The organism is Amycolatopsis sp. NPDC005232 (genome assembly GCF_040607795.1).
In the GTDB taxonomy this organism is placed as follows: domain Bacteria; phylum Actinomycetota; class Actinomycetes; order Mycobacteriales; family Pseudonocardiaceae; genus Amycolatopsis.
Map to the genome: position 1 here is coordinate 1 of NZ_JBEXHL010000010.1, position 20,396 is coordinate 20,396.

Annotated in this window: 15 protein-coding genes; 6 read left to right on the forward strand and 9 right to left on the reverse strand. The window is 70.1% G+C overall.

Going from position 1 to position 20,396, the window contains the following annotated elements; genetic code table 11:
* Positions 1 to 507: 507 nt before the first annotated feature.
* Both glnA and ABZU76_RS20265 read right to left on the reverse strand, forming a co-directional pair.
* Positions 508 to 1,851, reverse strand: a complete 1,344-nt coding sequence (gene glnA, locus ABZU76_RS20260; protein WP_220246546.1) for a type I glutamate--ammonia ligase — start codon at positions 1,849 to 1,851, stop codon at positions 508 to 510.
* A 76-nt stretch (positions 1,852 to 1,927) separates the two neighbouring features.
* Entirely contained in the window at positions 1,928 to 3,208 is a 1,281-nt protein-coding gene (locus ABZU76_RS20265; RefSeq protein WP_354871627.1) for an MFS transporter, read from the reverse strand.
* A gap of 90 nt (positions 3,209 to 3,298) precedes the next feature.
* On the opposite strand from ABZU76_RS20265, the gene ABZU76_RS20270 reads away from it, so the two are divergent.
* Complete coding sequence (locus tag ABZU76_RS20270) at positions 3,299 to 3,964, forward strand: LppX_LprAFG lipoprotein (protein WP_354871630.1); 666 nt, start codon at positions 3,299 to 3,301, stop codon at positions 3,962 to 3,964.
* A gap of 10 nt (positions 3,965 to 3,974) precedes the next feature.
* Here ABZU76_RS20270 and ABZU76_RS20275 read toward each other — a convergent pair whose 3' ends face one another.
* A complete protein-coding gene (locus ABZU76_RS20275) occupies positions 3,975 to 5,597 on the reverse strand; it encodes an alpha/beta hydrolase (protein ID WP_354871632.1) in 1,623 nt (540 codons plus the stop codon).
* Positions 5,598 to 5,713: 116 nt separating this feature from the next.
* On the opposite strand from ABZU76_RS20275, the gene secA2 reads away from it, so the two are divergent.
* Positions 5,714 to 8,053, forward strand: coding sequence for an accessory Sec system translocase SecA2 (gene secA2 / locus ABZU76_RS20280; RefSeq protein WP_354871634.1), 2,340 nt, complete (start codon positions 5,714 to 5,716; stop codon positions 8,051 to 8,053).
* 145 nt (positions 8,054 to 8,198) lie between these two features.
* The gene (locus tag ABZU76_RS20285) at positions 8,199 to 9,920 is read left to right on the forward strand and encodes an NAD+ synthase (protein WP_354871637.1); all 1,722 of its coding nucleotides are present in this window, start codon (positions 8,199 to 8,201) and stop codon (positions 9,918 to 9,920) included.
* 9 nt (positions 9,921 to 9,929) lie between these two features.
* Here ABZU76_RS20285 and ABZU76_RS20290 read toward each other — a convergent pair whose 3' ends face one another.
* The 3 genes from ABZU76_RS20290 to lysX form a co-directional block, all read right to left on the reverse strand.
* The gene (locus ABZU76_RS20290; protein WP_354871640.1) at positions 9,930 to 10,463 is read right to left on the reverse strand and encodes a methylated-DNA--[protein]-cysteine S-methyltransferase; all 534 of its coding nucleotides are present in this window, start codon (positions 10,461 to 10,463) and stop codon (positions 9,930 to 9,932) included.
* Between the two features lie 32 nt (positions 10,464 to 10,495).
* Entirely contained in the window at positions 10,496 to 11,074 is a 579-nt protein-coding gene (locus tag ABZU76_RS20295; RefSeq protein ID WP_354871642.1) for a hypothetical protein, read from the reverse strand.
* Between the two features lie 71 nt (positions 11,075 to 11,145).
* Positions 11,146 to 14,469, reverse strand: a complete 3,324-nt coding sequence (gene lysX / locus ABZU76_RS20300) for a bifunctional lysylphosphatidylglycerol synthetase/lysine--tRNA ligase LysX (protein ID WP_354871644.1) — start codon at positions 14,467 to 14,469, stop codon at positions 11,146 to 11,148.
* A gap of 240 nt (positions 14,470 to 14,709) precedes the next feature.
* Between lysX and panB the strand changes: the two genes are divergently transcribed.
* Positions 14,710 to 15,588 (forward strand): 3-methyl-2-oxobutanoate hydroxymethyltransferase, encoded by an 879-nt coding sequence (gene panB, locus ABZU76_RS20305; RefSeq protein ID WP_220246537.1) that lies wholly within the window; start codon positions 14,710 to 14,712, stop codon positions 15,586 to 15,588.
* A 22-nt stretch (positions 15,589 to 15,610) separates the two neighbouring features.
* Here the strand turns inward: panB and ABZU76_RS20310 are convergent, their stop codons facing one another.
* Together ABZU76_RS20310 and ABZU76_RS20315 are read right to left on the reverse strand one after the other, a co-directional pair.
* A complete protein-coding gene (locus ABZU76_RS20310) occupies positions 15,611 to 16,453 on the reverse strand; it encodes a cytochrome c oxidase assembly protein (RefSeq protein ID WP_354871646.1) in 843 nt (280 codons plus the stop codon).
* A gap of 112 nt (positions 16,454 to 16,565) precedes the next feature.
* A complete protein-coding gene (locus ABZU76_RS20315; RefSeq protein WP_354872163.1) occupies positions 16,566 to 17,510 on the reverse strand; it encodes an undecaprenyl-diphosphate phosphatase in 945 nt (314 codons plus the stop codon).
* A gap of 534 nt (positions 17,511 to 18,044) precedes the next feature.
* Here ABZU76_RS20315 and pip point away from each other — a divergent pair.
* Positions 18,045 to 18,998 carry a prolyl aminopeptidase gene (gene pip, locus ABZU76_RS20320; RefSeq protein WP_354871648.1) on the forward strand — a complete coding sequence of 318 codons (954 nt, stop codon included), beginning with the start codon at positions 18,045 to 18,047 and terminating at the stop codon, positions 18,996 to 18,998.
* On the opposite strand, the gene ABZU76_RS20325 is transcribed toward pip, so the two are convergent.
* A complete protein-coding gene (locus tag ABZU76_RS20325) occupies positions 18,995 to 19,558 on the reverse strand; it encodes a TetR family transcriptional regulator (protein WP_354871650.1) in 564 nt (187 codons plus the stop codon). The two genes, pip and ABZU76_RS20325, sit on opposite strands and share 4 nt — an antisense overlap.
* 55 nt (positions 19,559 to 19,613) lie before the next feature.
* Between ABZU76_RS20325 and ABZU76_RS20330 the strand changes: the two genes are divergently transcribed.
* Entirely contained in the window at positions 19,614 to 20,393 is a 780-nt protein-coding gene (locus tag ABZU76_RS20330; protein WP_354871652.1) for an SDR family NAD(P)-dependent oxidoreductase, read from the forward strand.
* Positions 20,394 to 20,396: the final 3 nt, after the last annotated feature.

Below are 20,396 nucleotides of genomic sequence, written 5' to 3' on the forward strand. Positions count from 1 at the left end.
CAATCTAGTTTTCTCAAAGGAACCTCATACGAGGTTACATATAAGCTCTACTGGCTTAGTTCACTAGCACACTGTTGAGTTCTCAAGCAACACACCGCAACCCAGCCCACCCAGCAGGCAAACCAGATCACTGCGTTGTTTCAAGCTTTTTGGTCGAGCATGCCGACACCTGCAAGTAACTCGCAGAAGCTCGGCGGCCGCTCGTGGGCCGACGCTGAACATTACCTGGTCCGTTTCGCGGTGTCAACCCGCTCGGCCCTGGCGCCCCGTTCCCTTGGGGCTTTCGGCCCCGCCGGCCCGGTGTTCCTGGCGACGAAGAGAAGATTACATGCCCCGCAACGGGCCGAAAACAGGGGGGTCACTTAACGACATAGCCGCAGGTCAGAGGCCAATTCGACCCCGTGCGACGGGCACCGGCGGCAACGGCGGGCCGGCCGGAAACGAGAACCGGCTTCCCCACCCGCCACGAAGGCAGGGCGAGGGAGCCGGATTCGAACAGTCCCGCGGTCAGAGGACCGGCAGCAACGTCCGCAGCTCGTACGGCGTCACGGCACTCCGGTAGTTGTCCCACTCGGCGTGCTTGTTCCGGAGGAAGAAGTCGTAGACGTGCTCCCCCAGCGCGTCGGGCAGCAGCTCGGAGCGCTCCATCTCCGCGAGCGCCTCCCCGAGGTTCTGCGGCAGCTGCGCGTATCCCGCGGCACGACGCTCGGACTCCGACAGCTGCCAGATGTTGTCCTCCGCGGGCGGCGGAAGCTCGTAGCCCTTCTCGATGCCCTTGAGGCCGGCGGCGAGGATCACCGAGTACGCCAGGTACGGGTTGCACGCCGAATCCAGCGTGCGGATCTCGACCCGCCGGGAGGACGCCTTGCCGGGTGAGTACATCGGCACGCGCACCAACGCGGAGCGATTGGCGCGGCCCCACGACACCGTCGTCGGCGCTTCACTACCGCTGATCAGGCGTTTGTACGAGTTCACCCACTGGTTGGTGACTGCGGAGATCTCCTTGGCGTGGTGCAGCAGCCCCGCGACGAAGGCCTTCCCCGTGGCGGAGAGCTCGTACGGGTCCTCCGCGTCGTAGAAGGCGTTGCGGTCGCCTTCGAACAGGCTCACGTGAGTGTGCATGCCCGAGCCCGGCTGATCAGTGAACGGCTTCGGCATGAACGTCGCGCGCACGCCCTGCGTCAGCGCGACCTCCTTCACGACGTACCGGAACGTCATCACGTTGTCGGCCATGGTGAGGGCGTCGGCGTAACGCAGGTCGATCTCCTGCTGGCCGGGCGCGCCCTCGTGGTGGCTGAACTCGACGGAGATGCCCATCGCCTCGAGCGTCTCGATGGCGTGGCGGCGGAAGTGCGTGGCCGTGGCGTGGCTGGCCTGGTCGAAGTACCCGCCGTTGTCCGCGGGCTCGGGTTCGCTGCCGTCGTCGGGCAGGTTGGCCAGGAGGAAGAACTCGATCTCCGGGTGCACGTAGCACGTGAAGCCCGCTTCACCGGCCTTCGAGAGCTGGCGACGCAGCACGTGGCGCGGGTCGGCCCACGACGGCGAACCGTCGGGCATCGCGATGTCGCAGAACATCCGCGCCGAGTACGGGCCACCGTCCGGCGTCTCCCACGGGAGCACCTGGAACGTCGACGGGTCCGGCTTCGCGACCATGTCCGATTCGTAGACGCGGGCGAAGCCCTCGATGGCGGAGCCGTCGAAGCCGATCCCCTCGCTGAACGCGCCCTCGAGCTCAGCCGGCGCGACCGCGACGGATTTGAGGAACCCCAGCACATCGGTGAACCAGAGGCGGACGAAACGGATGTCGCGCTCTTCCAAGGTCCGGAGCACGAATTCCTGCTGGCGATCCATGGCCGCACCCTAACGACGGCGTGTTAACGACATGTTTCACGACGCGCCGGAAGTGTCCACGATGCGTGAACTCTCCTCAGGCCACGAACGTGAGCTCGCGTTTCCCGGATCGGGTGATCGACACCGACGCGATCGAGGCGATCACCGCGAGGCCCGCCGCCACGTACCAGGCCAGGGCGTAGTCACCCAGCTGATCGCGCACGGCGCCGGCCGCGGAAGCCGCGAACGCAGCGCCCAGCTGGTGGCACGCGAAGACCCAGCCGAACACGATCGGGCCGGCCTCGCCGAAGGAGCGGATGCAGAGCGCGACCGTCGGCGGGACCGTGGCGACCCAGTCGAGACCGTAGAAAAGGATGAACGCCCACATGCTGGGCTGCACGGAGTCGGTGAGCAGTTGCGGCAGCAACGCGAGCGAGAGACCGCGCAGCGCGTAGTACACGCCGAGCAGGATGCGCGGGTCGACGCGGTCGGTGAGCCAGCCGGACACGACCGTCCCCACCACGTCGAACACGCCGACGAGCGCGAGCAGGCTCGCCGCGGTGGTCTGCGGCATGCCGTGGTCGTGCGCGGCCGGCACGAAGTGGGTGCCGACCAGGCCGTTGGTGGTCGCCCCGCAGATCGCGAAGCCGACGGCCAGCAGCCAGAACGAGCGGGAGCGCATGGCCTGGAACAGCACGCTGATCGCCCGGCCCGCCGAACCGCGCTTGACCTCCGGGTGGGCCACCTCCGTGCCCGCCGGCGCGCCGTACGCGACGGTGTCCAGGTCGGCCGGGTGGTCGCGCACCACGAGCAGCACGACGGGGACCACCGCGAGCGCCGCGATGGCGATGACCAGCGACGCCGTGCGCCAGCCGTCGTTCACGGCCAGCGTGGCGACCACCGGCAGGAACACGAGCTGACCCGTCGAGCCGGCCGCGGTGAGGATGCCGGTCACGGCGCCGCGGTGGCGCTCGAACCAGCGCGTGGTGACGGTCGCGGCGAAGCTCATGGCCATCGAGCCTGTGCCGGCGCCGACGAGCACGCCCCAGCACAGGATGAGCTCCCAGCTCGTGCTCATGAACACCGTGCCGCCGGCCCCGAGCGCGACCACGAACAACGCGGTCGCGGCGACGCGGCGGATGCCGAAGCGCTCCATCAACGCGGCCGCGAAGGGCGCGAAGACGCCGTAGAGCACGAGGTTGACGGAGACCGCGAGCCCGATGGTCGCGCGGGACCAGCCGAACTCCTCGTGCAGCGGGTCGATCAGCACGCTCGGCGCGGCGCGGAACCCGGCCGCGGCCAGCAGCGCGATGAACGCGGCCGCGGCCACGAACCAGGCTCGGTGGACGCGGGGCGCGGTACGAGTCTCGACGGTCACGGGAGATGAGTCTGATTCGTCTTCGGCGTCCGGGACAGTGGCTTGAAGGACACCGTCCGAAAGGATCGGGCCACGGGTAGTCTCACCGCCATGCGCTGCCGAAGCTTCCTGCCGGCGCTGCTGCTCCTCGGACTCGTCGGCGGGTGCACAGCGCCCTCGCTGCCCCCGGCCGGTGACCTGCTCGGCGCGGCCGGAGCGAACTTCGCCGGCGTGCGCAGCCTGCACTTCTCCGTGGTCGTGAACGGCGTGCTGCCCGGCCTGCCGCTGAGCACCGTCGACGGCGACGCGACGCTCGACGACGGCGGCCACGCGGCCGGCACCGCCGAACTGGAGAACGCCACGAGCGACCGGAAGCTCTCCTTCGTCCTCGACGGCTCCCACGCCACCACGCACGACAGCACCGGCGCGACCTGGTCGGGTCCGGCGACGTTCACCGTCGGAGACTTCCTCGGCCCCGACAGCGGGCTCGCGCACCTGCTCAGCTCACTCGGCAACCCGCAGACCGAGACCCGCGAGCCCGTTCACGGCCTCGACACCTACCGCGTCGGCGGGGTCCTGCCCGAGAAGGTGGCCACGCGGCTGCTCCCCCAGATTCACTCGGACGTGAACGTGAAGGTGTGGGTCACCGCCGCCGAACCGCGGCGGTTCGCCCGGTTCTGGCTGCAGGTCCCGCCCCCGACGGAGAAGGACAGCCCGGTGATGTTCGAGGTCACGCTCTCGAACGAGAACCAGCCCATCCCGGCTCCCCGGACCTGATCACAGCGGCCTAGCTGCCCGCGCAACGCGTCCCGTCGGCCGGCACCGTCCCGTCGACGAGGTAGGCGATTCCCGCCTTGTCCACGCACGCGTTGCCTTGCAGGAACGCCGTGTGCTGCGTGCCCTCGAAGGTGAGCAACGCGCCCTTCAGCGCCTTCGCGAGGTTCACACCCGCCTGGTACGGCGTGGCCGGGTCGTTGGTTGTCGAGATCGTGAGCGTCTTGGGCAGCCCTTCGACCTGCGGTTCGTGCGGCGTCATGGTGTTCGGCACGGGCCAGAAGGCGCACGCGTCGCGCGCGGAGCTGGCCGGGCGGCCGTCGTCGAGGAACGGCGCCACCTGCTCGTACTTCTGCTGCGCGTCGAGGATCGTCTTGGGGTCCGTAACACGCGGGTCGTCGACGCAGCGGATCGCGGTGAAGGCGTCCTGCGTGGTGCCGTAGCGCCCGTCGGGGCCGCGCTCGTTGTAGATGTCGGCGAGCTGCTCGAGCGTGGCGCCGCGCTGGTTGCGCAGCTCGTTGAGGCCCGTGTTGAGGTAGTCCCAGAGGTTCTGCTGGTAGAGCGCCTGGATGGCGCCGGTGGTGGCGTCCTCGTACGACAGCTTGCGCCCGTCGCCCACCGGCACCGGGAAGTCGATCAGCGGCCGCGTCAGGTCCTGGAACGCCTTGGTCGCCGCGGCCGGGTTGGTGCCGAGCGCGCAGTCCTGCTGAGCGGCACACCACTTCGCGAACTCACCGAACGCGACGCCGAAGCCCTGGCCCTGCGCGACGAGCGAGTCTTCCGGGTCCTGCGTCGGGTCGACGGCGCCGTCGAGGACGAGCGCGCGGACGTTGCGCGGGAAGTCCTCGGCGTAGGTCGAGCCGAGGAGAGTGCCGTAGGAGTAGCCGAGGTAGGTCAGCTTCTCGTCGCCGAGCACGGACCGAAGGACGTCCAAGTCCTTCGCGCCGTCACGGGTGCCGACGTGTTCGAGCATGTCGTCGCCGAGTTTCGTGCGCTGGGCGCACTTGGCGGCGAAGTCTTTTTCCTGTGTCTCCTGCTTGGCGACGCCGGCGGGCGTGCCGTCGGTTTCGCTGTCGTCGGCGCGGTCCGCGTCGCGCTCACTGTCGGTGAGGCAGCGGATCTGCGGTTCGCTCGCGCCGATGCCGCGCGGGTCGAAGCCGACGAGGTCGAAGCGTTTGCCGAGGTCGTTGTTCTTGACCTGGTCGATCAAGCCGGCCGCGGCGACCATGCCGGACGCGCCGGGACCGCCCGGGTTGACCACCAGCGAGCCGATGCGGTCGTCCGGTTCGCTCGCTTTGTGCCGCAGGACGCCGAGCGTGATGGTCTGTCCGTCCGGTTTGTCATAGTCCAGCGGGACGGTCAGCCGGGCGCACTGGATCCCGGACGCGCGGAAGGCGGACTGCGCGTCGTCCGAGGTCGCGTAGGGTGCGCAGTCGGCCCAGGTCATGCTCTGGCCGTAGAAGCGCGCCAATCCCGCGGGCACCGGGCCCACGGGCGGATGCGATTCCGTGGTCGGCGAGGGCGCGACCTGACCGTCGTTCGACGTACACGCGGCTAGCGTGCCGCCGAGCAGTACGGCCGCCGCGAGAGCGGCGATCCGGTGGGCGCGAGAGCTGGCGCTGGCAAGGGGAGACACGGTTTGATCGTGCCATCCGGCGACGGAACTCCGACGCACCACCGGCGCGTTGGGTAGTCAGCGTCGGGTGGACCAGCGGCGGTCGGAGACACGAGCAACAGGACGGGAGACCAGGGGTGGCACTGATCAGCCGGGTGGGCAAGCGGCTCCGCCGGATCATCCAGCGGCCGGGCAGCGTCGAGCTGACCCGCTACGAAGCGCTGCTGCCCGCAGTCGCGAAGCTCGAACCCGACCTCGAGAAGCTCTCGGACGCCGAGCTCACCGAACGCGCCGAAAAGCTGCGTGAGGACCTCGGCGGCGCGAAGGTGTTCAACGACGACCAGCTGGTGGAGACCTGCGCCCTCGGCCGTGAGGCCGCGCGGCGCGCGCTCGGCGAGCGCGCGTTCGACGTGCAGGTCCTCGGCACGATGGGTCTGCTCACCGGGCACGTGGTGCAGATGGAGACCGGTGAGGGCAAGACGCTCGCCGGAGCGCTGGCGGCCGCGGGGTACGCCCTGCGCGGCAACCGCGTGCACGTCGTCACCGTCAACGACTACCTCGCCCGACGCGACGCCGAGTGGATGAAACCCGTCTACGACCTGCTCTCGGTCACCGTCGGCTGGGTCGAGCCCGCGCACAGCCGCGACGAGCGCAAGGACGCCTACGGCAAGCAGGTCACCTACGGCGCCGTGGCCGAAATCGGCTTCGACGTGCTGCGCGACCGGCTCGTGACGGCCGTCGACGACCTGGTGCAGGGCGCACCCGAGGTGGCGATCGTCGACGAAGCCGACTCCGTGCTGGTCGACGAGGCCCGCGTGCCGCTCGTGATGGCCGGCTCGATCGACCACAACGACGCCGACGAAGAGGTCGCCACGGTCGTGCGCCGGCTTCGCCTCGGGCTTCACTACGAGACCGACACCGACGGCCGCAACGCGTGGCTCACCACCGCCGGCGCGTCCGTGGTCGAGAAGTCGCTCGGCGGCATCGACCTCTACGGCGACTCGGGCTCCGACCGACTGGCCGCCGTGAACGTCGCGCTGCACGCCCACGCGCTGCTCACCCGCGACGTCGACTACCTCGTGCGCGACGGCAAGGTGCAGCTCATCAACGCCGCCCGCGGCCGCGTCGCCGAGCTGCAGCGCTGGCCGGACGGCCTGCAGGCCGCCGTCGAGGCGAAGGAGCAGGTGGCGGCCACCGACCGCGGCGAGATCCTCGACTCGATCACGGTGCAGGCGCTGCTCGCGCGGTACCCGTCGGTGGCGGGCATGACCGGTACGGCCGTGGCCGTGGCCGAGCAGCTGCGCGAGTTCTACAGCCTCGAGGTCGCGGTGATCCCGCCGAACACCCCGAACGTCCGCGAGGACCAGCCGGACCGGATCTTCGGATCGCCGTCGCAGAAGCTGCGCGCGATCGAGGAGGAGATCCGGAAGGTGCACGAGACCGGGCGGCCCATCCTCGTGGGCACCCAGGACGTGGCCGAGTCCGAGGAACTGGCCGACAAGCTCGCGAAGGTCGATCTGCCGTGCGTGGTGCTCAACGCGCGCAACGACGCCGAAGAGGCCGCGATCATCGCCGAGGCCGGCAAGAAGGGCGCGGTCACCGTGTCCACGCAGATGGCCGGCCGCGGTACCGACATCCGCCTCGGCGGCACCGAGGGCGCGAGCCGCGAGGAGGTCGCCGAGCTGGGCGGCCTGCACGTGATCGGCACCGCGCGGTACCCGTCGAGCCGCCTCGACGGCCAGCTGCGCGGCCGGTCCGGCCGGCAGGGTGACCCGGGCAGCGCGATCTTCTTCGCGAGCCTCAACGACGACCTGGTGCTCTCCAACGCGCCCGACATCCCCGAGGGCATCGACGCCGACACCGAGACCGGGGAGATCACCGACCCGGCGGCGCTGCGGCAGATCAACCACGCCCAGCGCGTGGCCGAGGGCGTCGACCTGGAGATCCACCGCAACACCTGGCGCTACACGCGGCTGATCGAGCGGCAGCGCACCGAGCTGCTGGAACACCGCGACAAGGTGCTGCACACGGCGTTCGCGGCCGAGGAGCTGGAGAAGGCTCAGCCGGAGAAGTTCGCCGAGGTGAAGGAGAAGCTCGACGACACCGAGCGGCTCGAACAGCTCTCCCGTGAGGTCGTGCTGTTCCACCTCGACCAGCTCTGGTCCGACCACCTCGCGTACCTGACCGACGTGCGCGAGAGCATCCACCTGCGGGCGCTGGCCCGCGAGACGCCGCTCGACGAATTCCACCGCGCGGCGATCCCGGAGTTCCACAAGATCATCGCGGAGTCGGCCGCGCGCGCGTCGAAGACGCTCGAGGAAGCCGAGATCACCGACGACGGCATCGATCTCGCCGACGCCGGCGTGCGGCGGGCGAACACGACGTGGACCTACCTGGTGCACGACAACCCGTTCGACTCGGACTTCGAGCAGACGGTGAAGAAGGTGCGCAGCATGATGCGGATGAAGAAGTCCTGATCCCGGTGTCGTGAAGAGCCCGGTCACCCACGTCGGTGGCCGGGTTTCTTTTTGCCCACATTCGCTCGGCTCCGGCCAGGCCAGGCTGTGCAGATTTGCCCACATTCGCTCGGTCCCGGGTGCGCGGCCGGGTCAGAATGACCGCATGCCGCAGCTGCGCATCGCCTTGGCCCAGGTCAACCCCACCGTCGGCGACGTCGACGGCAACACCGCGCGCACGGTCGAGTGGACCCGCCGCGCCGCCGAGGCCGGCGCCCACGTCGTCGTGTTCCCGGAGATGTCCCAGACGGGTTATCCCGTGGAGGACCTGGCGTTCCGGGCCACTTTCGCGCAGGCTTCGCGCAATTCGCTGGACGAGCTGGCCCGCCGGCTGGACGACGCGGGCTGCGGCGAGGTGCTCACCTACGTCGGTTACCTCGACCACGACGAGGCCGGCCCGCGCGACGCGGCCGCCGCGCTGTTCCGCGGCGAGGTCGTGGCGAAGCAGTACAAGCACCACCTGCCCAACTACGGCGTGTTCGACGAGCACCGCTACTTCAAGCCGGGCACGGAGCTGGAGGTCGTGCGGCTGCACGGCATCGACATCGGCATGGTGATCTGCGAGGACATCTGGCAGGACGGCGGCCCGATCTCCGCGCTCGGCAAGGCCGGTGTCGACCTGGTCGTGGCGCCCAACGCGTCACCCTACGAGCGGTCGAAGGACGAGCAGCGGCTGCCGCTCGTGGCCCGTCGCGCGGCCGAGGCGGGCGCGCCGCTGGTCTACACGAACCAGGTCGGCGGCCAGGACGACCTCGTGTTCGACGGCGACTCGCTCGTGGTCGGCGCCGACGGCAAACTGCTCGCGCGGGCGCCGCAGTTCGTGGAGCACCTGCTGGTGGTGGACATGGACTTGACCTCGGGCGGCCACGCCGGCGACGGCGCCCTCGCGGGCCTGCACGTCCACCGGCGGGTGCTGAGCGCCGAGCCGCTGCCCGCGTACCCGCCGCTGACGGACCCCGTGATCAGCGAGCCGCTTTCGGACGAGGCCGAGGTGTGGTCGGCGCTCGTGACCGGGCTGCGCGACTACGTGTACAAGAACGGCTTCTCGTCAGTGACGTTCGGCTTCTCCGGCGGCATCGATTCCGCGGTCTGCGCGGCCCTGGCGGCCGACGCGCTCGGCGGCGACAACGTGTACGGCGTCTCGATGCCGTCGAAGTACTCGTCCGCGCACTCGAAGGACGACGCCGCCGACCTCGCGCGGCGCATCGGCGCGCACTACCGCGTGGAGCCGGTCGAGGACATGGTGAAGGTCTACGTGGACCAGCTGGCACTGACGGGGCTCGCGGAGGAGAACATCCAAGCCCGCACGCGGGGCATGCTCCTCATGGCACTGTCCAACCTGGACGGACACCTCGTGCTCGCCACCGGCAACAAGACCGAGCTGGCCGTGGGCTACTCCACGATCTATGGCGACGCGGTGGGCGGGTTCGCGCCGATCAAGGACGTGTTCAAAACGCACGTCTGGCAGCTCGCGCGCTGGCGCAACGACGAGGCGGCCAAGCGCGGCGAAACCCCGCCGATCCCGGAGAACTCGATCACCAAACCGCCGTCGGCCGAGCTCGCGCCCGGCCAGGTGGACACCGACTCGCTGCCGGACTACGCGTTGCTCGACGACATCCTCGACGATTACGTGGAGGGCGACCGCGGCTACGCCGACCTCGTGGCCGCCGGGTTCGAGCCGGAGACCATCGACCGGGTCGTGCGGATGGTCGACCGCGCGGAGTACAAGCGCCGGCAGTACCCGCCGGGCACGAAGATCACGTTCAAGGCCTTCGGCCGCGACCGGCGGCTGCCGATCACGAACGCGTGGCGCGAGCGGAAAGCCTGAGCACAGCGCCTAGAAAAGCGTCGGTTCGTCGGGCAGCGCGCCTTCGATCACGAGCATCCGCCGCTTGGTCTCGACGCCGCCCGGGGCCGAGAAGCCGCCGTGTTTGCCGCCGGCCGCGAGCACGCGGTGGCACGGCACGATGATCGGGAACGGGTTGTTGCCCATGGCCTGCCCCACGGCTTGGGCGGCGCCCGGGAGGCCGAGCTCGTGGGCCAGGTCGCCGTAGGTCTTGGTTTTGCCGGGTGGGATCCGCAGCGCCGCAACGTAGGCACGGCGGTTGAACTCCGGGACGTCGTCCAACGCCAGCGGAAGGCCGGACAGGTCGGGTTGGCCGCCCGACAACAACGCGGTGATCAGCTCGACGGCGGTCTGCATTTCCGCCGGCGGCACCGCTTCCGTGGCGTCGGGGAACCGCCGGGCGAGGAAGGCCCGGGTGCTCGCGGGCGAGCTGCCCGGGAGCGCGGTGCCGATGATGGCCCCTTCGCGCCAGGCCAGCCCACACGCGCCCAGCGGCGTGTCGAAAACGGTGTATCCGGACGTCATCCGCCCAGGGTACGAGCGACCCCCGACAAAACTCAGCGAACGGGACGCGAAGCGAAGCGCGGCAGGGGCCTGATGACGATGTACGCGACGCCCGAGCCCATCAGCACGGCCCGCACCCCGAGCTGCACGCGGCTGAACACGCCGGCCAGGTGTCCCGGCCCGAGCAGCGACGCGACGAGGACCAGCGCCCAGGTGACGAGCACCAGCGCGAACCCCGCCAGCGCCCACTCGCGCCACGGCGGCGGCCACCAGAACACGAGGCTGAACGAGCCCCCCACGAACGCGAGGTTCTCCAGCAGCTGTGCGGCGATCGTGCCCGGCACCAGCGCGTCGACGATCAGGACGAGACCGAAGAGCGCGAGCGTGATCGCGGCGACTCGACCCGTCCAATGCACCGGCACCAGGCGCAACAGCGGTGGGCAGGCGAGCACGAAGGCGAAGCCCGCGACCGCCGTGGTGATCCGGAACAGCGGAACCGCCCGCAGCAACTCCTCGACGGTCTGCTGGGCCGGCGATACGCCGGTGGGCAGGAAGAATTCGAGCAGCCAGGCGGAATAGACCACCACCCCGAGCCCGACCAGGGCGACCGCGGCGAGTCGCGCAGTACGCACGCCCACACCCTAAGCGAAGCGGTGCGACGTTGCGCGCGGAGGTGTCACTTTTTCCCTGGTCGCAACGTTCCTCAGGCGTGCGGGCGCACGAACGGGAACAGCACCGTCTGCCGGATCGAAGCGCCGCTGAGCATCATCAGCAGCCGGTCGACGCCGAGGCCGAGCCCGCCCGTCGGCGGCATGCCGTGTTCGAGCGCGAGCAGGAAGTCTTCGTCGAGCTCCATCGCCTCGACGTCGCCGCTCGCGGCGCGCAGCGACTGGGCTTCCAGCCGGCGGCGCTGTTCGATCGGGTCCGTGAGCTCGGTGTAAGCGGTGCCGACCTCCGAGCCGAACGCGATGAGGTCCCAGCGCTCGGCCAGCAGCGGGTCGCGGCGGTGCTGGCGGGTCAGCGGCGAAACGTCCGTGGGGTAGTCGGTGTAGAAGGTCGGCATCACCGTCGAGCCCTCGACGAGGTGCTCGTGGGCCTTCAGCACCAGGTCACCGTGCCCGGCGTCCTCCCCCACCGGCACACCGGCCGCGGTGCAGAGCCGCCGGAGCGTGGCCACCGACGTACCCGAGTGGATCTCCTCGCCGAGCGCCGCCGAAACGGCCTCGTGCACGGGAATCACCGGCCAGTCGCCAGAAATGTCGTACTCGGTCACGTGGCCGTCGGCGTCGTGGCGGCGCACGATCTGCGCGCCGAAGGCCGCTTCTGCCGCGTGCTGCACCAGCTCGCGGGTGAGGTCGCGCATCGAGTTGTAGTCGGCGTAGGCCTGGTACGCCTCGAGCATCGTGAACTCGGGGTTGTGCGTCGCGTCGACGCCTTCGTTGCGGAAGTTGCGGTTGAGCTCGAAGACGCGCTCGACGCCGGCGACGCACAGGCGCTTGAGGTGGAGCTCCGGCGCGATGCGCAGGTACATCCGCATGTCGTAGGCGTTGATGTGCGTGACGAACGGCCGCGCGTTGGCTCCACCGTGGACGGTCTGCAGCATCGGCGTCTCGACCTCGAGGTAGTCGCCCTGGTGCAGCCGCTCGCGTACCGCGCGGACCACCGTGGACCGCAGCCGCAGCAGGTGCGCCGACTCCGGGTTCACGGCCAGGTCGAGGTAGCGCTGGCGCACGCGCGTCTCGGGGTCGGTGAGGCCCTTTCGTTTGTCCGGCAACGGGTGCAGGCACTTCGCGGTGACCGTCCACTCGTCGACGAGCACGGACAGCTCGCCGCGGCGCGAGGTGACCACCTCGCCGCTCACGCCGACGTGGTCACCGAGGTCCACACCCGTGCGCCAGCCCGAGAGGTCGAGCACCGCGGCGTCGAGCATCAGCTGCAATTCGCCCGAAAAGTCCTTGATGCGCGCGAAACACAGCCCGCCGAGCGTCCGCAGCGCGAGCACCCGGCCGGCCACACGCACGCGGTGCCCGGTGCGCGAATCCGCCGGCAGCTCGGCGAACTTGCTCACGACCTCGCCCAGCAGGTCTTCGCGCTTGAAGCCGACGGGGTACGGATCCACGCCGAGATCGCGCAGTTTGTCCAGCTTCGCGACGCGCACGCGCACCTGCTCCGGACGGCGCGTGGCCTTCGGGACGACGCGGGCGGCGCCGTCCTCGATGCGCCGGACCTTGGCCACGAACTCGTCGCTCACCGTTTCGAGCCGCAGCACGCGCGAGCGGCCCGTGGGCACGAAGCCCTCCAACGCACCGGCGACGATGCCGACGCGCGGCAGGCGGCGGGCCGAGGAGTAGCAGAGGAAACGCGGTTCCCAGTCCGGGCCGTACTTCGCGTTGGAGCGGTACAGCGACTCCAGCTGGAAGAACCGCGACGCCAGGCCCAGCACCGAACGCCACAGGCGCAGCACGGGACCGGCGCCGATGCGCTCGCCCTCGGCGAAGACCGCGCGGAACATGGCGAAGTTGAGGGAGATCCGCTGCGCGCCGAGGTGCTGCGCGGCCGCGACGACCTCGGCGACCATGAACTCGTTGAGGCCGTTTTCCGCCCCGCGGTCGCGGCGCATGAGATCGAGCGAGAGGCCCCGCCGGCCCCACGGCACGAAGGACAGCAGGCCGCGCAGCTCGCCCTCGCCGTCGTAGGCCTCGACCATCACGCTGCGGGCGTCGCTGGCGTCGCCGAGGCGGCCCAGCGCCATCGAGAAGCCGCGTTCGGACTCCGCGCCGCGCCACTGCTGCGCCCGCGCGAGCAGGCCCTGCATCTCGTCGACGGGGATTTCGCCGTGGCGGCGCACGCGCGCGGTGTAACCCGCGCGTTCGATCCGCTTCACGGCCTGGCGCACGGACTTGCGCTCGGGTCCGGACAGGGAGAACTCGCGGACGTCGAGCACGGCTTCGTCGCCGATCTCCAGCGCGCGCAGGCCCGCAGCCGCGTAGACCTTCGCGCCGCGCTCGCTGGCGCCGAGGACGCCGGGAATCCAGCCGTACGAACGGGTTTCGTCGAGCCACGCCCGCACGGCGTCGGGCCACGCGTCCGGGTCGCCGATCGGGTCGGCGCTGGCGACGCTGGTGCCGCCGAGCACGCGGTAGGTCACGGCCGCGCGGCCGTTGGGCGAGAAGACCACGCTCTTGTCCCGGCGCGTGGCGAAGTAGCCGAGGGAGTCGTCGTCGCCGAACTCCGCGAGCAGGCGGCGCAGCGCCAGCTCTTCGTCGTCGGTGCGCTGACGACGGTGCCGAACGCCGCGGAAGAGCGTGTACAGCGCGCCGGTGGCGACAAAGGTCGCGCCGAGGTCCAGCACCACGTCGATCCACGCCGGGCCCTCGCCGACGCCGATCTTGCGCAGCTGCAGGTTCTCACCGGTGGCGTGGTTGACCACCCAGACCAGCCGTTCCCACGAGTCGCCGAGCGTGCCGGGGAACGCCTCGGTGAGCGCCCAGCCGAGCGCGACCACCACGAGCAGGCCGCCGAAGAGCACCGCCAGCCCGTCGCGCCAGGCGCCGGGCGCGAGCCGCGCGGGAAACGCCGGGCGCAGCACGAGCAGGAAGCAGATCAGCAGCACGGACAGCACGTCGGCGATCGCGAGGAAGCCGACCTGCATCGGGATGTGGCGGATCTGCCGCGGGCCGAGCGCGAGCAGGTCGGGCGCCCACAGCAGTACCGCCTGGAACGCGAGCGTGATGAGCAGCCCGACGACCTGGAAGAGCAGCAACGTGTAGAGCGCGGCCTTCTTGCGCCGCCGCAGGGCCGCGCCGAGGACGACGAGCAGCAGCACGATCACGAGGCTCGCGCTCGTCGGCACGCTGAGGGCCGAGAAGGCCATGTCGATGCCGTCGAGCAGGTGCCCGTGGGTCCCGCCGGCGAGCAGCAGCACCACCGAGAAGACAGCGGCGAGCTGCACGACAGTGGCGACGAGGCCGCCCGCCCTGGCCTTCCAGGCGGGGATGCGCCTGCGCGCGCTCGCTGGGGTTCCCATCGGTGCCCTTCTCACGTGATCATCACGACTGGTGCAAAGACGTCAGTAGACCGGCAATGGTTGTCTGCAGTCATCACCCGGCAGGCTGAGCCAGGATCCTCCTGACGGAGCACACCACACGCGTGTGAAGCTCATCGCACGACCTTGGGACCGACCGGCGGACATGTCAGGCTTTGACGTGTTCTGACTCCACGACCCGGGGACCTCACCGAGGCCTCGAGGGAAGGACGGTCGACGACGATGTCTGCCAATCCGAACGGATCCGACGAGGTGGCCGCCCCGTATGGAACCGGCGCCGCGCCCGCGCAACCCGCGGCGACCGGGCGCAAGGTCCGTGTGCACCACCTGCGTGAGCTGAAGGAACGCGGCGAGCCGTGGCCGATGCTCACCGCCTACGACATGTACACCGCGCAGATCTTCGACGAGGCCGGCATCCCCGTGCTGCTCGTCGGCGACTCCGCGGCCAACAACGTGTTCGGCTACGACACCTCGCTGCCGGTGACGGTCGACGAGCTGCTGCCCCTGGTCCGCGCCGTGACGCGCTCGGTGAAGCGGGCGCTCGTGGTGGCCGACCTGCCGTTCGGCTCCTACCAGCTCTCGCCCGAGCAGGCGCTGGCCACGTCCGTGCGGTTCATGAAGGAGGGCCGCGCGCACGCCGTGAAGCTGGAAGGCGGGCGCCGGTTCGCCGCGCACGTCGAGGCGCTGACGTCGGCCGGCATCCCCGTGATGGGGCACATCGGATTCACCCCGCAGAGTGAACACAACCTCGGCGGCTACCGGGTGCAGGGGCGCGGTGAAGCGGCGGACGTGCTGCTCGCCGACGCGCTGGCGCTGCAGGAGGCCGGCGCGTTCGCCGTGGTGATGGAGATGGTGCCCGCCGAAGCCGCGAAGCGCGTGACGCACGAGCTGAAGATCCCGACGGTCGGCATCGGCGCCGGGCCCGACTGCGACGCGCAGGTGCTGGTGTGGCAGGACATGGCCGGGTTGCGCCGGGGCAAGGCACCGCGGTTCGTGAAGCGCTACGCCGAGCTCGCCGACGTGCTGCAGGGTGCGGCCTCGGCGTTCGCCGAAGACGTGCGGCGCGGGGAGTTCCCGGCGCCGGAGCACGCGTTCCACTGAGTGGTTTTCCTCGACCCGGGGCTCACCGGCGGCGAAACCGCTGGGCGAGCTCCGGGTCGTTCTGCCACCAGAGGCCGCCCGCGGGGGCCTCGCCGGATTCGGCTTCCTCGTCGAGGCGCTCGTCGATCTGCTTCGCGCGCTTCTGGTCGTCGCGGACCCAGCGCACGAACAGCGCGCCGACGAACGGCAGCCCCGCCACGTCGCCGCCGATCCACAGCACGCCCGCGCCGATGATCTGGTCGGTGCGCGGGTCCGGGCCCCAACCGGGGTGCGCCGTGGCGTAGTGCGCGGGCGCGAGCAGCGGGCCGAGCCAGAGCACGAGGCCGAGCGCGCCGTCGAAGATGACTTCCGTGAACGAGATCCACACCGACACGAGGTGCGAGCCGCCGCGCGGGGTCGGATCGAGTGCCACACGGCTGTAGAAGTAGAGGAACCCGGCGGCGATGAGGAACACCCGCACCAGGCCGCCGACCACGGGGTAGTCGAGCGAGAGCCCGTAGACCGGCGTCAGATAGATGATCACGAACGGCGCGATGAGCACGACCGTGACGGTGAGCGGGAAGGTCAGGAACTTCGTGAACGGGCTGCGGCCGTGGTGGCGCAACCACTGCGCGAGGCCGGGCGGCGCCGTGCGCATGAGCAGCGTGATCGGCGCGCCGAGGGCGAGCAGCAGCGGCGTGACCATGAGCAGCACGGTGTTCTGCGTGGCCCGGACCCAGAACAGCGTGGTGTCGTAGACGCCGAGGAACGAGCACGTGACGAGCACGATCGTGGCGAGCCCGCCGAGGAACGCCGTCGTCCGGCCGGGTGCCCAGCTGTCTTGCTTCCGCGCGGCGACGAGGTAAGCCGCGCCGAGGGCGAGCACGACGAGCAGGGCCGGGACGTCGGGTGTCCAGGCCGTGAAGAGCGTGGCGCCGGTGAGCGGGGTTTCGATACCGCCAGTGTCCCCTTCCGGAAATCGGACCGGGACACCGCCCTCAGAAACTGAAGACGAGCAGGCTGGCGATTCCGGCGATGACGCAGTAGATGGCGAACGGCGTCAAGGTGCGCGTTTCGAAGTATTTCGTGAGAAAACGGACAGAAATGTAGGACGCAATACCGGCCACCAGACTTCCGGCGAGCGCCGGGCCGAGCGACGGGCTGTTCTCCGGCGTGAACAGCGAGGGAAGTTTCAGCACGCCCGCGGCGAGGATCACCGGGGTGGCCAGCAGCCACGCGAAGCGGGCCGAATCCTGGTGGCCGAGACCGCGGCGCAGGCCCGCGACCATCGTGATGCCGGAGCGGCTGATGCCCGGCAGGAGCGCGAGGATCTGGGCCGAGCCGATGAGCACGGCCTCCTTCACGCTGAGCTTGGAGAGGCGGGCGTCGGTGGCTTCCTCGACCGTGATCGCGCGCATGACGAGGGTGTCTTCGGTACTGAAGTCGACGGTGTCTTCTGTTGTCCTGCCTGAGATCCCGGCCTTGGGCGCGGCACGGGAGAAGCGTTCGGCCGCATACAGCACGCCGCCGTTGAGGATGAGGAAGATGGCCGACGGCACGGGCTTGCCGAGGAAGTCGCGCAGCAGGCTTTCGAGCAGCAGGCCGGCGATGCCGACGGGGATCGTCGCGAGGATGAGCAGCCACGCGAGACGCTGGTCGGCCGTGCGGACCTCGCGGTGGCGGATCGAGGAGAACAGGCCGCCGATGATGCGCACCCAGTCGCGCCAGAAGAACAGCACGAGGGCGAGCGCCGTGGCCACGTGCATCGCCACGAGCACCGCGAGATAAGGCGAATCCTCGCCGATGCTCAGATCACGCTGCCACGATCCGCCGATCACCGCGGGCAACAGGATGCTGTGTCCCAGACTGGACACCGGAAACAATTCCGACACGCCTTGCAGCGCGCCGACGACGATCGACTCGACATACGTGACCGCGGACATTCTCGAGCCTTTCTCGCGTCGGTTCGGCCTTTCCTCGCGCAAGCTACCCACTACCGGGTAAACGCGGGGCAAGGGGGCGAAAGAACCTCCTCGGCAACCTTGTGCTTGTTCACATCCATGAACACGAATCATGTCCTTGACTGGTGTTCGGGCGGTGGCTTAGCGTGGTCCCAACACGAAGGTGTGAACCTCGACGAGGAGGACGGGATGCCGGAAGCAGCCGGAGCTTCACGCGCGACCCGCCGCCCGAGGTCCGCGCCACGGTGAAGGAAATCGCGGACGCGGCCACCTCCCAGGTGGGCCACCGACGCGACACGGACGGGGGCCCGCTCAGCCCGGCGGCGGGGGCGGGCCTCCACCTTCTCTGCGAATGACGCTGAGGGTGTCTCCGCGGAGGCGACAGCCAGGCGCGGCGGTGGTGCAAGCGGCGCCCGCGTGGACCAAGCCGGCCGACACCCGGACGGCTCGCGGCCTTTCGGCTGAACGGCGCCGCGACCCCCGCGCGAAGGCCGCCGGTCCGGCAGAGTGATCGGCATGGACGACCTCTACCCGCCGCTGCAGCCGCTGGCCGATGGGATGCTCGACGTGGGCGACGGGCACCGGATCTACTGCCAGGAGGCGGGAAACCCGCAGGGCAAGCCGGTGGTCGTGGTGCACGGCGGGCCCGGGAGCGGGATCGCGCCGATGGCGCGCAGGCACTTCGACCCCGCCGCGTACCGGATCATCCTGTTCGACCAGCGCGGGGCGGGGCGGAGCACGCCGAGCGTCGAGGACCCGGACGCGGACCTGAGCACGAACACGTTGTGGCACCTCGTCGCGGACATGGAGCTGCTGCGGGAGCGGCTGAACATCCGGCGCTGGCAGGTGTTCGGAGGGTCGTGGGGGTCGACGCTCGCGCTGGCGTACGCGCAGACTTACCCCGATCAGGTGACGGAGCTGGTGCTGCGCGGGATCTTCACGGCGCGACAGCGCGAGCTCGACTGGATCTACCGCGGTGGCGCGGCGAACCTCTTCCCCGCCGAGTGGGAGGACTTCCTGGCGCCGCTGCCGGAAGAGCACCACAAGGATCCGCTCGCCGGGTACGCCGAGCTGCTCGACGACCCCAAGCGCGGCGTGCGGGAACGGGCCGCGATCGCGTGGAGTGTCTGGGAGGGCGCGACGGTGGCATTGCTGCCGCAGCAAGCGTTCCTGAACCGGTACGCCGATCCGTCCTTCGCGCTGACGTTCGCGCGACTGGCGGTGCACTACTTCAGCCACGACGCCTGGCTCGAGGACGAGCAGCTGATCCGCGACGCCGGCAAGCTCGCCGAAGTGCCGGGCGTGCTCGTGCAGGGCCGCTACGACGCCGTCTGCCCGCCGATCACCGCGTACGAGCTGCACCGCGCGTGGCCCGGCTCGATCCTGCGCATCACGGAAGGCGCGGGGCACGCCGTGAACGACCCGGGCACGCTGGCCGCGCTGCGTCAGGCGACCGACGACTTCCGCTAAACGTCGAGCAGCAGCCGGAAGAGTCCTTCCAAAGTCGACGCCAACGCGGCCTCGTCGGTCTCGTTCAAGGCCGTGCTGCCGATCACCTTGCGCATCAACCAGAACCCCGAGATCAGCGACAGCGCCACGGCCGCGCGATCGGTTCCGCGCACACCGGGGACGACGTCGAGGATGTGCGCCTCGACGTGCTTTTCGATGCCCGCGCGCAGGATCTCGGCGGCGCGCGGGTTGGGCGCCGAGCGCAGCATCAGCAGGAACGGGTCGAGACTGTCGGCGTCCGGTGAAGTCCGCGACACCAGCGAAGCCGCGACGTCGCGCGCGAGTGTGGCCGGGTCGCCCGTCAGCACGGTCCGCTCGGTCATCGACACCTCCGCCACCTCGGCGAAGAGCCCTTCCTTCGAGCCGAAGTAGCGGTTCACGAGCATCGCCGTGACGCCGGCGGTCTGCGCGATCTCCCGCACGCCGACGCCGTCGTAGCCGAAGCGCGTGAACGCCTCGACGCCCGCGCGCAGGATCGCTTCCCGGGTCGCCGCGGCGTCGCGACGGCGTGGTGCAGTCATGTATACCAGTGTAGACTAAAATTAAATCTACACCCGTAGACCTGAACGGAGAACCATGGACCTCAACCTGACCGGCCGCCGCGCACTCGTCACGGGCTCGAGCTCCGGCCTCGGCGAAGCGATCGCGCGGCTGCTCGCGGAAGAGGGCGCGGACGTCGTGGTCCACGGCCGCGACGAAGCCCGAACCCGTGCGGTGGCGGACAAAATCGGCGCGAAAGCCGTCGCGATCGGCGACCTCGCCACCGACGCAGGCGCGGCGAAAGTCGCGAAGGAATCCGGTGACATCGACGTGCTCGTGAACAACGCCGGCGCCTACCAGCACCTGACCTGGACCGAGGCCACGCCCGAGGAGTGGGCGCGAACGTACGAGGTGAACGTGATCTCGTCGGTCCGCATGATCCGCCACCTCGTGCCCGGCATGCGCGAACGCGGCTGGGGCCGCGTGATCCAGATCGGCGGCGGCCTGTCCGGCCAGCCGATGGCGCTGCTCCCCCACTACAACGCGACGCTTGCCGCGCGCCACAACCTCGCGGTTTCCCTTGCGCGGGAACTGAAGGACACCGGCGTGACGTCCAATGTGGTCGCTCCCGGCGCGATCCTCGTGGACTCCGTGCAGAAGCTGCTCACGGACCTCGCGCCGGAACGGGGCTGGGGCGAGACCTGGGAGACCATCGAACCCCACGCCGCTCAGGACTTCGTGCCCAACGACATCGGCCGCTTCGGACGGCCCGAGGAGATCGCGGGCGCCGTGGCGTACTTGGCGAGCCCGTACGGCGACTACGTCAGCGGGGCCACCCTCCGCGTGGACGGTGGCACCATCCGCTCCGTGATCTAGAAA